The sequence below is a fragment of the Blastocatellia bacterium genome, from assembly GCA_035573895.1.
Taxonomy (GTDB): domain Bacteria; phylum Acidobacteriota; class Blastocatellia; order HR10; family HR10; genus DATLZR01.
In genome coordinates this window covers 1-16,073 of the sequence record DATLZR010000143.1, presented here as the reverse complement: position 1 = coordinate 16,073, position 16,073 = coordinate 1, and the positions used below count along the sequence as shown (strand labels likewise).

At 60.2% G+C, this 16,073-nt stretch carries 19 protein-coding genes; 7 read left to right on the top strand and 12 right to left on the bottom strand.

Going from position 1 to position 16,073, the window contains the following annotated elements; translation table 11 throughout:
• The first annotated feature begins 79 nt into the window (after positions 1 to 79).
• The 4 genes from VNM72_12465 to radC all read left to right on the top strand — a co-directional run bounded on the left by VNM72_12465 (position 80) and on the right by radC (position 2,805).
• Positions 80 to 331 carry a hypothetical protein gene (locus tag VNM72_12465; protein HXF06210.1) on the top strand — a complete coding sequence of 84 codons (252 nt, stop codon included), beginning with the start codon at positions 80 to 82 and terminating at the stop codon, positions 329 to 331.
• Complete coding sequence (locus VNM72_12460; GenBank protein ID HXF06209.1) at positions 255 to 1,130, top strand: HEAT repeat domain-containing protein; 876 nt, start codon at positions 255 to 257, stop codon at positions 1,128 to 1,130. The genes VNM72_12465 and VNM72_12460 overlap by 77 nt, the downstream gene beginning before the upstream one ends.
• Positions 1,127 to 1,933: an RNA methyltransferase gene (locus VNM72_12455; protein HXF06208.1), complete on the top strand. Its 807-nt coding sequence runs from the start codon at positions 1,127 to 1,129 to the stop codon at positions 1,931 to 1,933. Before VNM72_12460 ends, VNM72_12455 begins: the two co-directional genes overlap by 4 nt.
• 182 nt (positions 1,934 to 2,115) lie before the next feature.
• On the top strand, positions 2,116 to 2,805 hold the full coding sequence (radC, locus tag VNM72_12450) for a DNA repair protein RadC (GenBank protein ID HXF06207.1): 690 nt from the start codon (positions 2,116 to 2,118) through the stop codon (positions 2,803 to 2,805).
• Positions 2,806 to 2,925: 120 nt separating this feature from the next.
• Here the strand turns inward: radC and VNM72_12445 are convergent, their stop codons facing one another.
• From VNM72_12445 to VNM72_12420, 6 genes are all read right to left on the bottom strand, one after another.
• Entirely contained in the window at positions 2,926 to 3,903 is a 978-nt protein-coding gene (locus VNM72_12445) for a lamin tail domain-containing protein (GenBank protein HXF06206.1), read from the bottom strand.
• Entirely contained in the window at positions 3,900 to 4,910 is a 1,011-nt protein-coding gene (gene pta, locus VNM72_12440) for a phosphate acetyltransferase (GenBank protein ID HXF06205.1), read from the bottom strand. Before pta ends, VNM72_12445 begins: the two co-directional genes overlap by 4 nt.
• 44 nt (positions 4,911 to 4,954) lie before the next feature.
• Entirely contained in the window at positions 4,955 to 5,560 is a 606-nt protein-coding gene (locus VNM72_12435) for a TlpA disulfide reductase family protein (protein ID HXF06204.1), read from the bottom strand.
• Between the two features lie 249 nt (positions 5,561 to 5,809).
• On the bottom strand, positions 5,810 to 6,022 hold the full coding sequence (gene yacG, locus VNM72_12430; GenBank protein ID HXF06203.1) for a DNA gyrase inhibitor YacG: 213 nt from the start codon (positions 6,020 to 6,022) through the stop codon (positions 5,810 to 5,812).
• Positions 6,023 to 6,043: 21 nt separating this feature from the next.
• Entirely contained in the window at positions 6,044 to 8,188 is a 2,145-nt protein-coding gene (recG, locus tag VNM72_12425; protein HXF06202.1) for an ATP-dependent DNA helicase RecG, read from the bottom strand.
• Positions 8,189 to 8,374: 186 nt separating this feature from the next.
• On the bottom strand, positions 8,375 to 8,698 hold the full coding sequence (locus VNM72_12420; GenBank protein HXF06201.1) for a hypothetical protein: 324 nt from the start codon (positions 8,696 to 8,698) through the stop codon (positions 8,375 to 8,377).
• 228 nt (positions 8,699 to 8,926) lie between these two features.
• On the opposite strand from VNM72_12420, the gene VNM72_12415 reads away from it, so the two are divergent.
• The gene (locus tag VNM72_12415; protein ID HXF06200.1) at positions 8,927 to 10,297 is read left to right on the top strand and encodes a nicotinate phosphoribosyltransferase; all 1,371 of its coding nucleotides are present in this window, start codon (positions 8,927 to 8,929) and stop codon (positions 10,295 to 10,297) included.
• 9 nt (positions 10,298 to 10,306) lie between these two features.
• On the opposite strand, the gene VNM72_12410 is transcribed toward VNM72_12415, so the two are convergent.
• The 5 genes from VNM72_12410 to tsaA all read right to left on the bottom strand — a co-directional run bounded on the left by VNM72_12410 (position 10,307) and on the right by tsaA (position 14,510).
• Positions 10,307 to 11,314: an acetyl-CoA carboxylase carboxyltransferase subunit alpha gene (locus tag VNM72_12410; GenBank protein HXF06199.1), complete on the bottom strand. Its 1,008-nt coding sequence runs from the start codon at positions 11,312 to 11,314 to the stop codon at positions 10,307 to 10,309.
• 195 nt (positions 11,315 to 11,509) lie between these two features.
• Entirely contained in the window at positions 11,510 to 12,499 is a 990-nt protein-coding gene (locus VNM72_12405) for a glycosyltransferase family 2 protein (protein HXF06198.1), read from the bottom strand.
• Complete coding sequence (locus VNM72_12400; GenBank protein HXF06197.1) at positions 12,490 to 12,849, bottom strand: phosphotyrosine protein phosphatase; 360 nt, start codon at positions 12,847 to 12,849, stop codon at positions 12,490 to 12,492. The genes VNM72_12405 and VNM72_12400 overlap by 10 nt, the downstream gene beginning before the upstream one ends.
• Before the next feature lie 164 nt (positions 12,850 to 13,013).
• Entirely contained in the window at positions 13,014 to 13,640 is a 627-nt protein-coding gene (locus tag VNM72_12395; GenBank protein HXF06196.1) for a sigma-70 family RNA polymerase sigma factor, read from the bottom strand.
• A gap of 24 nt (positions 13,641 to 13,664) precedes the next feature.
• Positions 13,665 to 14,510: a tRNA (N6-threonylcarbamoyladenosine(37)-N6)-methyltransferase TrmO gene (tsaA, locus tag VNM72_12390; protein HXF06195.1), complete on the bottom strand. Its 846-nt coding sequence runs from the start codon at positions 14,508 to 14,510 to the stop codon at positions 13,665 to 13,667.
• Positions 14,511 to 14,646: 136 nt separating this feature from the next.
• On the opposite strand from tsaA, the gene dtd reads away from it, so the two are divergent.
• Positions 14,647 to 15,096 (top strand): D-aminoacyl-tRNA deacylase, encoded by a 450-nt coding sequence (gene dtd, locus VNM72_12385; GenBank protein HXF06194.1) that lies wholly within the window; start codon positions 14,647 to 14,649, stop codon positions 15,094 to 15,096.
• A gap of 106 nt (positions 15,097 to 15,202) precedes the next feature.
• On the opposite strand, the gene VNM72_12380 is transcribed toward dtd, so the two are convergent.
• Positions 15,203 to 15,376, bottom strand: coding sequence for a hypothetical protein (locus VNM72_12380; GenBank protein ID HXF06193.1), 174 nt, complete (start codon positions 15,374 to 15,376; stop codon positions 15,203 to 15,205).
• Positions 15,377 to 15,571: 195 nt separating this feature from the next.
• On the opposite strand from VNM72_12380, the gene VNM72_12375 reads away from it, so the two are divergent.
• Positions 15,572 to 15,958 (top strand): DUF302 domain-containing protein, encoded by a 387-nt coding sequence (locus tag VNM72_12375; protein HXF06192.1) that lies wholly within the window; start codon positions 15,572 to 15,574, stop codon positions 15,956 to 15,958.
• The last annotated feature ends 115 nt before the right edge of the window (positions 15,959 to 16,073 follow it).

The window sequence follows — 16,073 nt, the reverse complement described above, 5'->3', positions numbered from 1 at the left end:
CGGGGTTCGTGTATGATTGGCACTCGGTAACGGGAACCTTTATCGGGTGCTAGAAGACCATCCGATCAAGGGGGTCTGCATGAATGAGCGTCTCACAGCCAGGCAACGATTGGCTGAAGAAATCGAGCATCTCAATGAGGACGAAGTGGCGGAGGTTCTGGAGTACATCTCGATCATGAAATCCATGCGCGAGGAGGAGAGGGATCCGCAACGGTTCAAGCGAGAGTTGATGGTCCTGCTCTCCCAGCCGGAAGATGGGGTCAGAACGCCATCGTCCAGGGAGAAAGGAGCAGCGGCCTCCACCCGGCGAGTGCAGCGGTTCAGCGACTAGGTCAAGAAGGGACGTGGTTAGGGTATTGGCTTTTTTCGTTCTCTGCCTTTGTGAGTGCTCGATCATTGCCATCGGAGAGGAGCCGGCATGGGCTGGCCATCAGAGTGGCAGCCATCGGCGTCCTGAGACTCACGAGCCTGGTGCTCGTCGAGATGCTCTTCTTTCTCTGTTCCCCACATCGGAGGCCCTCTCGACCCTGCTGACAGCTCTCCAGGATCGGGATGAAGGTGTGCGTGCGGCGGCCGCTTCTGCTCTCGGTCGTTTCGACGCGGAGGAAGCGCAAGCGGCTCTCCGCTCAGCTTTGTGGGACCACAGTCCGTTAGTCCGCCAGACGGCCGCCTTCGCCCTGGGGCAGAGGAAAGATCGGCGAGCTGTCCCGGCGCTGAGAGAGGCGACGCGAGATCGAGAGGCATCCGTGCGGGCCGCCGTTGCGTGGGCTCTTGGTGAGATCGGCGATCTCTCGGCTGAAGCCGATATAATTCGCCTGCTCCGGGACAGAGACGCTCTGGTGCGCCGCGAAGCCGCTCGCTCACTGGGACGGCTCCAAAGCCCTCGGGCAGTCCCGGCCTTGAGTCAGGCTCTACTTACCGACGGCGAGGCCGAAGTCCGGCGACAGGCGGCATGGGCGCTCGGCCTGATCGGGGATGCTGCCGCGCTCACCGCCTTGGGGGAAGCCACTCGCGCTCCCGATCCCTACCTGAGTCGAGCCGCCTTCGACGCCATCAAGCAGATCACGCACCATCGGTCCGGGCAAACAATACGACCGGGGCGGCGGCCTCTTCGCGTCACGAAGAAGTGATTACCAGCCGTCAGAATCCCCTCATTAAGGCAGCCCATCGCGCTCGCCGGGGACGTCATCGGGAGTTGCTCTTCCTCGAGGGTTTTCGATTGATCGAGGATGCGCTCCGATCACCGATTCGGATCGAAGCGTTGCTTGTCAGTGATCGTCTCGAATCAGAGCCGCGAGCCCGCGAGCTGGTCGCGCGGGTCTCGCCCGGAGGGACCCGGTGCGAAATCGTTCGCGATGAGGTTCTTCGTTCCGTGAGCGATGTGGAGACATCTCCCGGGATCATTGCTCTCGCATCGCGACCGAAGTGGTCAGTCGCAGATGTCTTCGGGGCATCGCTTCCCCTGGTGCTTATTCTCGAGGGCATCCGGGATCCCGGCAATATGGGGACAATTCTCCGCAGCGCCGAGGCCCTCGGAGCCACCGGACTTGTCGTCCTGAAGGGGACGACGGATCCATTTGCCCCGAAGGTAATCCGGGCCTCGATGGGATCAGCCGTGCGGTTGCCCCTGATCGAAAAAATCGTTCTGGCAGATGCTGTGATGCTCGTTCGACAGGCCGGATTGACGCTCCTGGCTACCTCTGCACGCGCGTCGCGCCTTCTGACGGAGGTGAATCTGGCGCGTCCCCTGGCGCTGCTGATCGGGAACGAAGCCACCGGTTTGAGCGAAGCAGCGCTTCAGGCAGCGGACTCTGCGGTGAGAATTCCTCTGGTGGGACCGGTCGAATCGCTGAATGCTGCCAGCGCTGCCACGATCTTCCTTTATGAGGCAGCCCGCCAGCGGGGATTCCAGCCCACATCCATCGGACGCTGACCCGACGATCTCCCCGCCTCCTGATGCTCACCGGCGCCCGCTTGGCGGAGCCCCTCTCACCGTCCGGAACTGACCGACCTTCGATCCCTCCGGTGGACGGGTGTACTGGACGTTTCCTGGTAAGAGGTGGTATTCTCCAATCCGCTTCGTCATCAGGACCCACTGTGGATGGGGAGGCCGATATGGCGGACAAACCCCACTACTTCGATCATCGCAAGCGATTACGAGAGCGGTTCCAAAAAGGGGGAGCCGAAGGATTTCACGATTACGAACTTCTTGAACTTCTTCTCACCTATGCCATTCCCCGCAAGGATGTCAAACCTGTCGCCAAAGACCTCATCAAACGGTTCGGCGGCCTTTCGGGTGTGTTCGATGCCAGCATGCAGGAACTCCAATCGGTGCCCAACGTCGGTGTGGTATCGGCGACGCTCATTCATCTGGTCAAACAGTTGTGTGGGGTGTATCTCGGAGAGAAGATGAAACAGCGGGATCTGCTCTCGTCACCTGATGCCGTCGCGGATTTCGCCCGCGCGAAACTGGCAGGTCTTCCTCATGAAGCGTTCATGATCATCTATCTGAACACCAAGAACGAAGTCCTTGATTATGAGATCGTCCACGAAGGGACGGTGGATCGCGCCGTCGTTTATCCCCGGCGCGTCATCGAATCCGCTCTGGCGCATCATGCCTCAGGGCTCATTCTCATTCACAATCATCCGAGCGGCCATCCTGAACCATCCGAAGACGACAAACGCCTCACGCGAATCCTGGTGGACGCAGCCCGTCCTCTCGACATTCGCGTCGTGGACCATCTCGTCGTCGGGAAAGATCGCTCTTTCAGTTTCGCCCAACACCACCTTCTCCCTTTTTCGTAAGAGGGGGCGCTCAGGAGTCCCATCTGTAGGAAAGAAGGAGAGTGGTATCGGCCACTGATAAGCGGCGTGATGAGACTTTATCTGCGGGAACTTCCCAAAGGAGGACGTGGCCGACCGTTCCTATCGGCCTTTATATTGGTACGCGCAGATTACATCTCCCTTCGCGTTTTTAAGAACAGCCCGATCGCCGCCGTTATCCCAGATGAATTTGTTCGTCCAGAAGCAGTCCAGCTTCCTGGAGTGCTCCCTCATTACGCAAGGCTTCTTCCCCGAGTTCGCCGGACCCGAGTGAACTCGAAAAACGGCTTGGGGGGGAAGGATGCGAAGGGATGGCTCAATCAATCGTTGGAAGGAAATAGTGTTGGGCTTCCCTTTTTTATTGTCTTCGAGCGTGAAGTGTTCTAGGCTCACGGGCTGCTCGCTGCGGTTGACAAGCTCAACGATCTCATCCCGACCCCAGAACGTGATGAAGGCAATCACCAGGTCGGCCGACCCGCACCACTCAGGCTTTCGCCAGCATCCTCGCCGCGTTTTCGCTGCGTCTCGCTGTGCCTGCCTCAGTGGGTTCAGCCATTTGAGCCGGAAATCGTCGGGAGGTGTCATATTTGTGAGACCTCGGAGGTCAATTCGAGCGTGGCCCTCGCGCACAAGTTCCAGGGCCACGAGATCTTGCCGTTCTCTGTCTCGATAAACATAAGCGAGCAGCCTTTTGTCCCGATCCCTCGCTGCCTTCCCGTTTTCCTCCTGCCATTCGATCCACACGGTCTTGCCTCTGAGCAATGTGGCATGGTATTGGTGGGCGTCTTCCCCGCAAGCCGTCTTCGCTTCCGGTGCCGCGATCGCCAGATAACGAATTATTTCCCGCGATTCATCCGAGCGGAACACTTCGATGGTATCGCCGTCCAGCACCTCGGCGACCTTGACTTCTTCTGATCGGATGAGAGGACCTTGTATCGGGAAGGGGATCATCCCTCCACTTCCCATCCACGGCAGGAGAAGAAGCGGGGGCAGCAATCGAATGGTCCGCCTGAGATCGCGCCAACACCGGCAGGAGAGGGAAGCGGGCGGCGGGGAAACTTTTTCCGATGGATCGGTCATAGTTTATCTTGAGTCTGGGCTTGAACGGCGGTGATGGCGATGGCGGCGAGGATGTCTTCGGTTTTGCATCCCCGCGAGAGGTCGTTGGCCGGTTTCTTCAATCCCTGGAGGATGGGTCCGATGGCGGTGGCGCGCGCCAGGCGTTCGGTGAGTTTGTAGGCGATGTTTCCCGAATTGAGGTCGGGGAAGATCAGGACGTTGGCGCGACCGGCCACGGGCGAGCCCGGTGCTTTTTTCGCTCCCACGTCGGGGACGAGAGCGGCATCAGCCTGCAGCTCGCCATCCACGATGAGGTGCGGGGCGCGGGCGCGAATCGTGCGCAGGGCTTCGACCACTTTATCCACCGAAGGATGGTCGGCGCTTCCTTTGGTGGAAAACGACAGCAGGGCGACGCGCGGCTCAACCTCCAGGAGCAGGCGTGCACTTTCTGCCGAAGCGATGGCGATCTCGGCCAGTTGCGACGGCGTCGGATCGGGGACGACGCCACAGTCGGCGAAAATGAAGGCGCCATCCGCTCCATAGGGGCAGTCCGGCACGACCATGATGAAGAAGCTGGAGATGATGCGGAAGCCGTCCTGCATCCCGATGGTGTGAAGAGCCGCCCGGACCGTTTCCGCCGTTGTGTTCACGGCTCCTGCGACAGAGCCATCGGCCCGTCCCTGGTTCACCATCATGTCAGCGAAATAGAGCGGTTGACGCACGATTTGCCGGGCCTCTTCCAGCGTGACGCCCCGGGCCCGTCGCAACTCGAAATAAAGCTGGGCGTACTTCTCCAGCTCGGGCGACTGCGCCGGGTCAACGATGTCAACGTCGTGCAGTTCAATCCCTTGTTCCGCCGCACGCCGACGGATGACTTCTTCCGAGCCGACAAAAGTGATAGCGGCGATCCGTTGGGCGGCGGCGATGGTCCCGGCCCGCAGCACTCGCGGATCGTCGGCCTCCGGCAGGACGATCCGGCGACGGGTGGCTTTAGCTCTCTCGATGATTCGCTCCAGAACGTGGGTCATTGTCTTCTCCGCTGCGGCATTTCTGGCGCCGGTTGTGCCCGTCTCTAATCCGAGGCGAGCCGTGCGACCGTTTGTCTCAATCGGGCGGCATCGCTCACCGGATCGAATCCGATGAGGTGCGCCCTCAACAGTCCATCCCGATCGAAAATGAAAGTTTGCGGGATGGGCAGATCGCCCTCTCCGGCCAGCGCCGAAAACATCTCGTTGGTGGCAAAGCCGACGGTGTAGGTGACGTTGTACTCCTTCAGAAATGCCTTGACCGTTTCGATGTCCTCTTCCGGATCTTCGAGCGACAACCCCACGATCTCCACTCCCCGCCCCTCGTACTGACGGGCCAGTTCGACAAGGACGGGAACCTCATCGCGGCAGGGTGGGCACCAACTCGCCCAGAAGTCGAGGACGAGAACTTTGCCGCGATACCGGGAGAGCGTCAGCTCGCGCCCATCGAGCGTGCGAAAGGTGAAATCGGGAGCGGGACGTTTCACTCCGCGACCTCCGGGCAATCCGTCAATGGCCGCCGAAGCGGGCGCGCCGCCGCTCGTTCTCGCGAAGTAAAAATATCCTGCTGCCGCCAGCACCATCCCGGCGACGACCAGAAAGGTGACGAGCTGTCCGGCCGATACGTGGCGCGTTCGGTTCTTGGCGCTCATGATGACCTCCTCCGAAAATACCCCGGGAGCGCAGGGCTTCCCGCCCGCTCATCTTGCCTTCGACGAAGAAGCCCGCCTGCCCGCGCGCTCCCCGTTTTCCATCGTTCGTGACGTGCGCGAGCACATGGATGATGTCGCTGAAATCTCGCGCAGGTTCTCCTGGAGGTCCCTGATGCCGTCCTCCGTGGTAAGGAGAAATCAGGGGCCGTTCCGATGAGACATTCCACCGAAGGAAGGGCCGATCTCCTGTCATGTCACCGATGCATCGTGATCCGGAGCGGCTTCCGATTCCGATGGATGATCCTGAGGCGATGAGGGGATCGGTTCTCCGGCGATGCGATAATCTTCCGCCGCCCATTTCCCCAGATCAATGAGTTTGCATCGTTCGGAGCAAAAAGGTCGGAATGGACTGGCCTCCCACTCCACCGGCTTTCCGCATTGCGGGCATCGAACGATCAGCATAGGAAAAAATCATACACCAGCTCAACCGACCGAAGCGAGACCATACTGAGGACGCTGGCGAATCTGGTAAATGAGAGCATCGAGTTCCGGCGGTCGCGAGCGGCGTTGAAGCAGAGACCGCGCCTCCCGACGGGCCGCCTCCAGCAGCGGTTGATCCCGCAGAAGATTGCCGATGCGGAAGACAGGCAGACCGGATTGCTTTGTTCCCATCAATTCGCCGGGGCCGCGAATCTCCAGGTCTTTTTCGGCGATGCGAAAGCCGTCGGTCGTCTCCACCATGATTCCCAGACGGGCGCGGGCTTCGTCCGTGCTCACGTCGCGGGCGAGCAAGATGCAATAAGATTTCTCCGAACCCCGGCCGACGCGCCCGCGCAACTGGTGCAGTTGCGCCAGGCCGAACCGTTCGGCATGCTCGATGAGCATCACGGTGGCATTCGGGACATCCACCCCGACTTCGATCACCGTCGTGGCGACGAGAATGTGGATCTCGCCCCGAAGGAATCGCTGCATGATGTCGTCTTTTTCAGCGGGTTTCATCTTTCCGTGAAGGAGACCGACGCGGAACTGAGGGAAGACGACCTTCTGCAGGTGTTCGGCCATCTGCGTGGCATTGAGCAAATCCATTTTCTCCGATTCTTCGACGAGGGGGTAGACGATGTAGACCTGGCGTCCGGCGCGCACCTGCGTGGCGATGAAATGGTAAATGGCCGGACGCGCGTCTTCGGTGCGGAGAAAGGTTCGCACCGGCGTCCGCCCCGGCGGCAGATCGGGGATGACCGAAACATCGAGATCTCCATAGACGGTCATCGCCAGCGACCGAGGAATGGGCGTGGCCGTCATGACCAGCACATCGGGATTGTATCCGCGACGGATGAGTTCCGCTCGCTGGAGCACGCCGAAACGATGCTGCTCGTCAATGACGACCAGACCGAGCCTGTGGAAGGTCACACCCTCTTGAATAAGAGCATGGGTCCCGATGACGATCTGGACCTCGCCCGCGGCGATGGCGTCGTAGAGGTCGCGTTTCTCCGCATTCTTGAGGCTGCCCGTGAGCAACTCCACGCGATAGGGCGTGCGTGCGAGCAGACGCTTGATGTTTCGGGCGTGCTGTTCGGCGAGGATTTCCGTCGGCACCATCAGAGCCGCCTGGTACCCGTTCTCCACGGCAACGATCATCGCCAGTACGGCCACGATGGTTTTCCCGCTCCCCACATCACCTTGCAACAGGCGATTCATCGGTCGGGACGAACACATATCGGCGATGATCTGCCGCAGGGCCTGTTTTTGCCCCGGCGTGAGACGAAACGGCAAGACATCCCGAACGATCTGGCGAATGCGATCATCCACACGAATGACGGTCCCCTTGGGGGCCGTTTCCCGTTCCCGGCGTCGAATCCCCAGGGCGAGCTGGAGCAGGAGGAATTCCTCGAAAATCAAGCGACGATGCGCCGGGGACCGCGCCTCGTTATAGTCCTGGAGCGGTTCCTCATCCGAAGGGAAATGGATCTGGCGGAGAGCCTGGTAGCGAGAGATCAGATGGTGTCGCGCCAGCGTTTCGTGGGGAAGAATCTCCGGCACGCCGTCGGGCGGAAGCTGCGCCAGAACATGATGGATGATCGTGCGCAGTTGTCGGGTGGTGAATGGACCGAGCTTGCGATAGACGGGAACGCGCCGCCCGGTGTGAATGGGCTCACCGGCCTCCTCCTCGGACAAGACCTCGAAATCGGGATTCTCCGCCTCAAAGCAGTGTTTGAACCGATTGAATCGCCAGATGCCATAGAGGATCACGCGCGTCCCCCGCCCCAGAGTTTTCTCCAGCCAGGTTCGGTTCCACCAGAAGGCGCGAATCTGGCCGGTTGCATCGCGGGCGGAGATCTCGAAGATGGTGAGCTGACCCCCCTTGACGGCGTAGCTTCCTGCGACGACGACAACGACTTCGGTGGAGGCGGCAACCCCCTCGCTCAAATCCGCCACGCGGGCCAGGTTCGACCGATCCTCGTAGCGCATGGGAAGATAAAGCAGGAGATGTTCAACCGTCACCTGACGAATGTCGGGAAGATCGTTGATCTCGGCCAGGGCTTGGGCCAACCGACGCGCCCGCACTTCACCCAGCCGGGGAATCCCGTAGAGGTGAAGCTTATAAACCGGCGTCTTCACATCGAGCATACACGCATCCACCGCAAGCCACCGAGAGTATAGCCAACCGGGAGGGAAGATTCCATTACCGTCCGAAAGGGCCAAACGCCGCCCTGTCAGGGGAGATGAACGGAGAATAAACCGAGCGGTCAGACGCTCCGGGTGATGGATTTCAAAGACCGATTGCCCGATGGAGGCAGCGAGCAGGGCTTCGATTCAGGAACTTTTGACGGTCGGCTCTGAACGAAGGCGCTCCAGGTAAGAATTGTATTCGCTGATGAGGAGGCGGGCGTGGTGGACCTGGCGCAGGCCGAACATCTCCTTGGCCTGCATCCAGAGTTCGACCGCTTCCAGCGCCTGCTCGCGGGTGGCGAAGAATTTGCGCTTCTCCAGGCCCTCGGCCAGGACGCGGCGACGAATGTCTCGCGGCCACCATTCCATGTCGGCGTCCAGGAGGGAGAGGTCTTCGATAATCACACCCATATCAACAAGAGACGGCAATCGGCTGATCTTTTCAAAGAGTCTTTCTTTTTCGTTCATAGCCTCGACCTCTGTTCCGTTATCCGGCTGGCCCATGTATAGCACCCTGAGTTTCGCGCCGTCAAGAATAATGTTGATCTACTGGGCCCATCGGTGTTTCTCGCAGTAACATATCACCCCAAGCGAATGATCTGCGTCCGGGACAGGGGCGGACTTCATTGACGGGTTTTTCCCGGGTGGTGTAGATTCTCAGGCGATTCGGAGAAAGGGGAGATCGGCCACAGAGCTATGATGCACCGTTCGCGGGCACTGGCAACGGACCTCTACGAGCTGACGATGGCGGCGGCCTATTTCGAGAATGGGCTCGATCATCCGGCCAGCTTTGAAGTCTTCGTCCGATGGATGCCGCCGCATCGCAGTTATCTGGTGGCGGCAGGATTGGCTCAGGTCATCGAGTATTTGAGCGAGTTGCGATTCACCGAGTCCGATCTCGAATTCCTTCGCCGTCTGCCGGTTTTTCGTCATGTGTCGGATCGCTTCTTCGACTACTTGAAGGATTTTCGCTTCAGCGGTGAGGTGTGGGCGATTCCCGAAGGCACGATCTTCTTCCCCAACGAGCCGATTCTGCGCATTACTGCTCCGATCATCGAGGCGCAGATTCTGGAGACGTACACGCTGTCCTTTCTCAATTTTGAAAGCTCCATTGCCAGCAAGGCCGCTCGCATGGTGGATGCGGCCCGGGGTCGAGCCATCATTGAGTTCGGTGCGCGTCGAGCGCACGGGATGACGGCCGCTCTTTATGCGGCGCGGGCCGCTTACATCGGCGGTTGCGTGGGGACCTCTCTGGTGGAAGCCGGTTATCTCTTTGGCATTCCCATCTACGGCACCGCGGCGCATTCCTGGAACATGGCTTTTGATGATGAACTCGATGCCTTCCGCGCCTACCTCCGCGTTTTCCCCGAGACGACGACGCTTCTGATTGATACCTACGATACGCTTCAGGGCGCCCGCAAAGCGACGATGCTCGGCCCCCAGATCCGTGGCGTGCGGCTCGACAGCGGCGATCTCGGCCGGTTGAGCAAGGAAGTGAGAGCCATCCTCGATGCCGCCGGGATGCAGGACACGAAGATCGTCGCCAGCGGAGACCTGAACGAGTACAAGATCGAGGAACTCATCGCCGAGGGGGCCCCCATTGACATCTTTGGCGTCGGCACGCAGCTTTCAACCTCTTACGATGCCCCCGCCCTCGGCGGCGTCTACAAGCTCGTGGAAGAGGTCGTCAACGGAGAGAAGGTGTATAAGATGAAGCTGAGCACCGAGAAATCGCACTATCCCGGCTGCAAGCAGGTCTGGCGCACCTCGGATGACTCCGGAACGTATCTGTTCGATACCATCACGCTGGCCGACGATGATCCCGTTCCCGGCGCCCTTCCCCTGATGGAGCGGATCATGGTCGAGGGCCGACTGGTGATTGCATACCCCACGCTGGAGGAGATCCGCCAGCGCTTCCTGACAAACCTCGAGCGATTGCCGCTTCGGTATCGGCGATTGCGAGGGGCGGAATCCTATCCCGTTCGCGTGAGCCCGCGACTCGAAGAACTGCGTCAACGGGTCATCGCTCAACTGACGGCACCCGTTGCTCCGTCCTCCAGGTCCTGAAAGGCGCTCTCATCGGCTGTCGCCGGACGGCGATGCTCCCGCCGTGAGGGTGCGCAGCAAATCTTCCGAGGCTTCGATAAAGTGGCCCATGACGCGGAACTTGTGATAACGCCGCTCGAGCAACTCATCAACCGGCAGGTCTTTGAGCTGCGCCAGCGCCTCGGCGAGATAGCCATCGAGAATCTCGGCACTGCGGCGATGATCGGTGTGAGCGCCCCCGGGAGGTTCGGGCACGATCCGGTCAATGATTCCAAGCTGAAGAAGGTCCTGAGCCGTCAGCTTCAACGCTTCGGCGGCGCGATCGGCGCGACTGGCATCTTTCCAGAGGATGGCGGCGCAGCCTTCCGGAGAGATCACCGAATAGATAGCGTTTTCCAGCATGTAAATCACGTCACCGACGCCAATGGCCAGGGCGCCGCCCGATCCTCCTTCTCCCGTGATGGTGACGATGATCGGGACACGGAGGCGCGCCATCTCGCGGAGGTTGACGGCAATGGCCTCGGCCTGACCTCGTTCCTCGGCGTCAATCCCCGGATAGGCTCCCATCGTATCAATGAAGGTGAAAACAGGGCGGCCAAACTTCTCGGCCAGCTTCATGGCGCGCAGGGCCTTACGATAGCCTTCCGGCTTGGGCATGCCGAAATTGCGAAACTGACGTTGCTTGACCGTTCGCCCCTTCTGGTGACCAACGACGAGCACGGGCTCGCCGTGAAAACGAGCCATCCCGCAGACGATGGCCGGATCATCGGCAAATCGCCGGTCTCCGTGAATCTCGGAGAAATCCTCGAAGAGATAACTGATGAAATCGAGCGTGTAGGGCCGACCATCATGACGGGCAAGTCGGACCCGTTCGATGGCCGTCAGCGGCTGCACCTCCTGTTTCAGCCGTTCAACCCGCGCCCGCAGTTCATTCAGCTCTTTTTGCTCTTCCGGCGTGGCTGCCGTCGCCGCCAGTTCAGCCAGACGTTGCTCCAGCGAGGCCAGTTCCGCCCGGAGCATCTCTCGCTCTTCCGCCATCTGCGTTGCTCCCCCAACGATGATTCCACTCCACCGACCGATCTGCAGGCGAGGCCATATTCTAGCTCACCATATTCCCCCTGACCAGCAACCTGGGCGACCCGGTGGACGGTGCCTCAATGACATCCTCAGGTGTCGGCGCGCCGCTTTCGACCGCTCACGGTGCGCCGATCGAATCCGGACTCTACGCTCGTTTCATGAGCCGGGACGAACCGAACGAAAGAAGGCAGCGATCTCCCGACCTGTGAGCTTCCCGGCCTGCCGTTCGCGGCGGCGTCGCCGTCGCACTTCGGGGATGTGTCCGAGCGCCTGGGCGACCGCTCGAAGAAAAGCCCGATCTCCCCGCACAAGTGCTCCCGCGGTGAGCACCAGGACCATCGCCCCATGAGCCAGAAGCCACAGCGGGTCGTCAAGGTGAATCCAGTGCGTGAGCAGACGATTCCGCTGATTGACCATCCTGACGTAAGCGGGAGAGAAACACCGACCGATCGTTCGACTCGCTTGGTGATAGACAATCGCCCGAGGCTCATAGAGGATCGTCCAGCCCCGTCGCCACGCTCGGAGACTCAGCTCGACATCTTCCCAATAAAAGGGTCCCAGCAGCTCATCGAATCCGCCGAGGGCGATCACCTTCTCCCGATCAAAGGCCGAGAATCCTCCGCTGGCCACAATAGAGTAATAAGGCGGGCGCGAGCGATTCGGATCGGCATCGTAGTTGTGATGGATGCGCCAGAAGCCTCGAGCGAACTTCCCGATTTTTCCTCCGCTGGCCAACCGATTGCTGTCGGGCCAGAGGGCCCGACAGGTGACGGCGAAAACCCGGGGATCGGAGAAATGGGGGGCCAGATGCAACAACACATCGGGCGCGACAGCCACATCGTTATTGAGTAACACGACGATCGGGTGACGAGACTCCCGGAATCCCACATTGCACGCGGCGGCAAATCCGTCATTGGCCGGTTTCACGATCAGCCGCACGCGGGGATACATCCGGCGGAGCCACGCCGCCGTATCATCCTCGCTCCCATCGTCTACCACCACGATCTCAACGGGGGTGGCGCTCACTCGCTCGTAAGCTTCCCCGGCCGCGAGGACCGTCGGCAAATGCTCCTCAAGCAGCGCACGCCCATTCCAGGTGGGAATGACAACGCTCAAGGGGCGCAGCCTTTCCGGAGTCATGGCCATCCGACATCGAGATCGGGAAGGTACCGGGCGAGCTTTTCTCGAAGGCGGCGGACCAGCTCGGGATCGTCTCGCTGGTAGATGTCAGGAATCCCCAGCACGATGATCTTATCGGCCAGCCCCGGCAGATCGGGAAACATCTCCAGCAGATACCGGCGATGGTGATCGAACTGCTCATCCATGACGAAGATCAAATCGGCCCACTCAAGCAGCTCCCGCGTCACAACCTGGGCCGAGAGCGAAGAGATCCCTGCGGATCGTGCTTCATAGCGGGGATGACGAGCCAGCAGCGATTGCGCCGTTGGCGAGCGGTGCTGGTTCGATGTGCAGACAAACAGGATTTTCTTCTTCATAACGACCAGGACAGTCCCCACTCAGAGTAGGAAGACTGCCGGGAAATGTCAACTCGATTCCTGCCTCGCCGGTGAGGGATCGGGGATGGATGCCGACCCGATCACCGTGCCCTTTTTCGATCCGGCATGCTGGACATTCGCGGCGTCCGCGTCACACCTCACCCTTAATGGAGAAGGGAGCCTGTCATTCCCGGGGGCTGGACTCGGTGGGCCCGCCAATACTGCATGAGCTTCTGACGCACGGAGAGTCGGGCCCGATGGAGCCGCGACTTCACCGCTTCGGGACTCAGGCGAAGAATCTGAGCCACCTCGTCGGTGGAAAGCTGCTCCATATCTCGGAGCACCAGCACGATCCGATACTTCGGAGGGAGATCGGCAATCGCCGCCTCCACGACGGCTTTCAGCTCGGCGTTGAGCAGAGCGGCCTCGGGCGTGGGCGATTCATCCGCAACATCAAAAATCCTCGCCGTCTCTTGATCTCCCGGCAGGAACTGATCGAGGGAGATCTCCTCGTCGGGATCAAACTTGCCCCGTCGTTTCATTTTCCGACAGGCGTTGCTGGCGATGGTGAAGAGCCAGGTTTGAAACCGACCTTCGCCGCGATAGGTCTTGAGCGAGCGGAAGAGGGCAATCAACGTTTCCTGAACGACATCGCGAGCGTCTTCCTCATTGCGGCACATGCGGGCGGCGAAACGATAGAGGCGGTCTCCATAGCGGTCGAGAAACTTATCGAACGCCTCCTCTCGAGCCTGCTTCAGGTCCTCGATCAGTTGGTGATCGTCGTATTCCATGGCGCGATTGAGAAAATCCCGACATCATCCGGTGGAGGAGGGGCGACCGACGGTGACCGAAAAAAGAGTTGCCTCCTCGGCGCTCACGACGTCGTCAAACGGCAAATCATTCCAGTCGGACCAGCGCCGGCCGGGTTCATGCAGGCGATACTCATAGTTTCCCTGCGGCGTGAGAAACAGGACGGTGTTCTCCTCATGAAATTGGAGCGTCGCGCGACCCGGTGTCACACGGACGAGCATCATGACCGAATCAATCAGGCATCCGGATGACGCCGGCACGCGCGCTCGACAGGTGTCCAGCTCGGCATAATCGAAAAATTGCGACCGCAGGTGTTCGACCAATCGAGCCCCCAGCGCCAGCCCCCCACATCGTTCGCCATGAAAATTCTCGGCCTGGTAGAGGAGCGATTCCAAAAGCGCCTGTCGGTTGGCGGGACGACCGATCTGAATGTTGCGCGCCGCGTAAATGGCATCGCGGCTGCGAAAGTAGGGTTTGAGATCAATCACCGGGGTGCCGTCAATGAAATCGAGGCGGTCGAGATGAATGCGCGTCCCTTCGATGCGAACGATGCGGGCGGCCGTCATGGCGATCGGATTCGGTCGGGTCGGGGATCGCACGGCGAAGACACCGTGGAGTCCCGCTTCGCTTCGGTCCGTGACGCCTCGCGGCGTGACCAGAAGGCGCGTTCGATCAGCTTCGTGCAGCCAGGCCAGGACCCACAGATGGCTGTGCTTCTCCAGATGGCGCAACCCTTCGGCATACTCGGGGAAAACGTCAACGACCGCAGGCAGACCGAACGTCGTCATAAACTCGCGGTCCTTGGCCTCCGACCGAACGATCCCTATCGGCGTGATCTCCGCTCGTTTCATCACGACTACGCTATCCAGCCCGTCGCTCCTCTGTCAAGAGTGCGCCCGCCCTCTGTGAGAGATCACATCTTGTTCCTGTCGCCGGGATGATTTACCATGACAGCGGTTTTCTGGGGAACGAATCGAGAGGGTGACTATGCGGGCCGTGGTTCAGCGAGTGAAGTGGGCGCGCGTGCGCGTCAATGACATCGTCGTCGGGGAGATCGGTCCCGGAGTGCTCGTCCTCCTCGGTGTGGGAGTGGGGGACACCCCGGCTGATGCGGACTATCTCGTTGACAAGATCGTCAATCTGCGAATCTTTGACGACGAGCAGGGCAAGATGAATCGGTCGGTCCTGGATGTCGGCGGTGGTGTGCTCGTCGTCTCACAGTTCACGCTCTATGGAGACTGTCGAAGAGGACGCCGACCTTCCTACAGCGAGGCCGCCCCGCCGGAGATGGCGCGAGCCCTCTACGACTATTTTGTCGAGCGGGTGAAACGGTCCCCCTTGCGGGTGGAGACCGGCATGTTTCAGGAGATGATGGATGTCGAATTGCTTAACGACGGACCCGTAACGTTGCTCCTCGATAGTCGCAAGACATTTTAATGGCCCGGAGCGAGACCGACCATCACCGGAAACCGGGCTCGCCCCGAAAAGCGACCGTCACACCCGGCCTCCCTCCGAACCGGGAGACGTGTTTCTTCCTCCTCGTTCACTCGGCGGGACGCTCGCTGGCTGCCTGAAAAAATAAGCAAACATCTTGGCGAGGAACTCCCGAAGCGACGATCAAAGCGGTCGCGGCGAAATACCATTTCGTTCTGGCGCTCTCCGCCAGGAGATCAATTTTGACCTTCTCGGTCTTGACCTCCAGCTCGCCAGCTCTCACTTCCGACTGTCCGAGTCTTTTTATCCGATTCGGTGGCCGCCCCGAGAGCGCCTTTGGGTTCAACGAGGACTGAGGGACCGAATGCGCTCTCACCACGCTGAGAGGTGTGGCGCACGGCTGTCTTTGTGCGCTATGTTATCTTCGCTTTTTTAGAGGGGAACGTGCGACAACGACGAGAAGCCAGGGAGGGCAACGATGGATGCTTTTGAGAAGACAGTGACGACCAGCAAATCGTTCGATGAAGCCGTGGCGGCCATCGAGCAAAAGGCTGCCGAGAAAGGATTTCGCGTCCTGCACACGCATGATGTGGCGGCGATGCTGACGGAGAAAGGATTCCCCCGCGAGCCGCTCAAGATCATCGAAATCTGCAATGCCCGCTATGCCAGCCAGGTGCTCGATAAAGATGTGAAAATTTCGCTCATGCTCCCCTGTCCCATCAGCGTTTACACCCAACAGGGGCAGACGCACATCAGTACGTTGCTTCCGACGTCGCTCGTCCAGTTCTTCCCCCGGGCGGGGATCGAAGAGATCGCGGCAGAGGTCGAACGCATCGTGCTGGAGATCATCGAAGAAGCACGATGAGAGCGTGACTCTTGCTCCGTTCTCTCCTCAGCCGCTGTGTGGCCGAGGCTCGAGCGGGTTGTCATCGGGACGGGAGAAGGCGTTCGTAACCGGGTTCACCCGCACGAGGGTGGTG

Coding starts and splice junctions, on each gene's coding strand:
- radC (HXF06207.1), top strand. CDS start 2,116: ATGGCGGACAAACCCCACTACTTCGATCATCGCAAGCGATTACGAGAG.
- VNM72_12445 (HXF06206.1), bottom strand. CDS start 3,903: ATGACCGATCCATCGGAAAAAGTTTCCCCGCCGCCCGCTTCCCTCTCC.
- VNM72_12375 (HXF06192.1), top strand. CDS start 15,572: ATGGATGCTTTTGAGAAGACAGTGACGACCAGCAAATCGTTCGATGAA.
- VNM72_12410 (HXF06199.1), bottom strand. CDS start 11,314: ATGGCGGAAGAGCGAGAGATGCTCCGGGCGGAACTGGCCTCGCTGGAG.
- VNM72_12420 (HXF06201.1), bottom strand. CDS start 8,698: ATGAACGAAAAAGAAAGACTCTTTGAAAAGATCAGCCGATTGCCGTCT.
- yacG (HXF06203.1), bottom strand. CDS start 6,022: ATGCTGATCGTTCGATGCCCGCAATGCGGAAAGCCGGTGGAGTGGGAG.
- pta (HXF06205.1), bottom strand. CDS start 4,910: ATGACCCACGTTCTGGAGCGAATCATCGAGAGAGCTAAAGCCACCCGT.
- VNM72_12395 (HXF06196.1), bottom strand. CDS start 13,640: ATGGAATACGACGATCACCAACTGATCGAGGACCTGAAGCAGGCTCGA.
- VNM72_12460 (HXF06209.1), top strand. CDS start 255: ATGGGGTCAGAACGCCATCGTCCAGGGAGAAAGGAGCAGCGGCCTCCA.
- VNM72_12400 (HXF06197.1), bottom strand. CDS start 12,849: ATGAAGAAGAAAATCCTGTTTGTCTGCACATCGAACCAGCACCGCTCG.
- tsaA (HXF06195.1), bottom strand. CDS start 14,510: ATGAAACGAGCGGAGATCACGCCGATAGGGATCGTTCGGTCGGAGGCC.
- VNM72_12405 (HXF06198.1), bottom strand. CDS start 12,499: ATGGCCATGACTCCGGAAAGGCTGCGCCCCTTGAGCGTTGTCATTCCC.
- VNM72_12465 (HXF06210.1), top strand. CDS start 80: ATGAATGAGCGTCTCACAGCCAGGCAACGATTGGCTGAAGAAATCGAG.
- VNM72_12415 (HXF06200.1), top strand. CDS start 8,927: ATGATGCACCGTTCGCGGGCACTGGCAACGGACCTCTACGAGCTGACG.
- dtd (HXF06194.1), top strand. CDS start 14,647: ATGCGGGCCGTGGTTCAGCGAGTGAAGTGGGCGCGCGTGCGCGTCAAT.
- VNM72_12435 (HXF06204.1), bottom strand. CDS start 5,560: ATGAGCGCCAAGAACCGAACGCGCCACGTATCGGCCGGACAGCTCGTC.
- recG (HXF06202.1), bottom strand. CDS start 8,188: ATGCTCGATGTGAAGACGCCGGTTTATAAGCTTCACCTCTACGGGATT.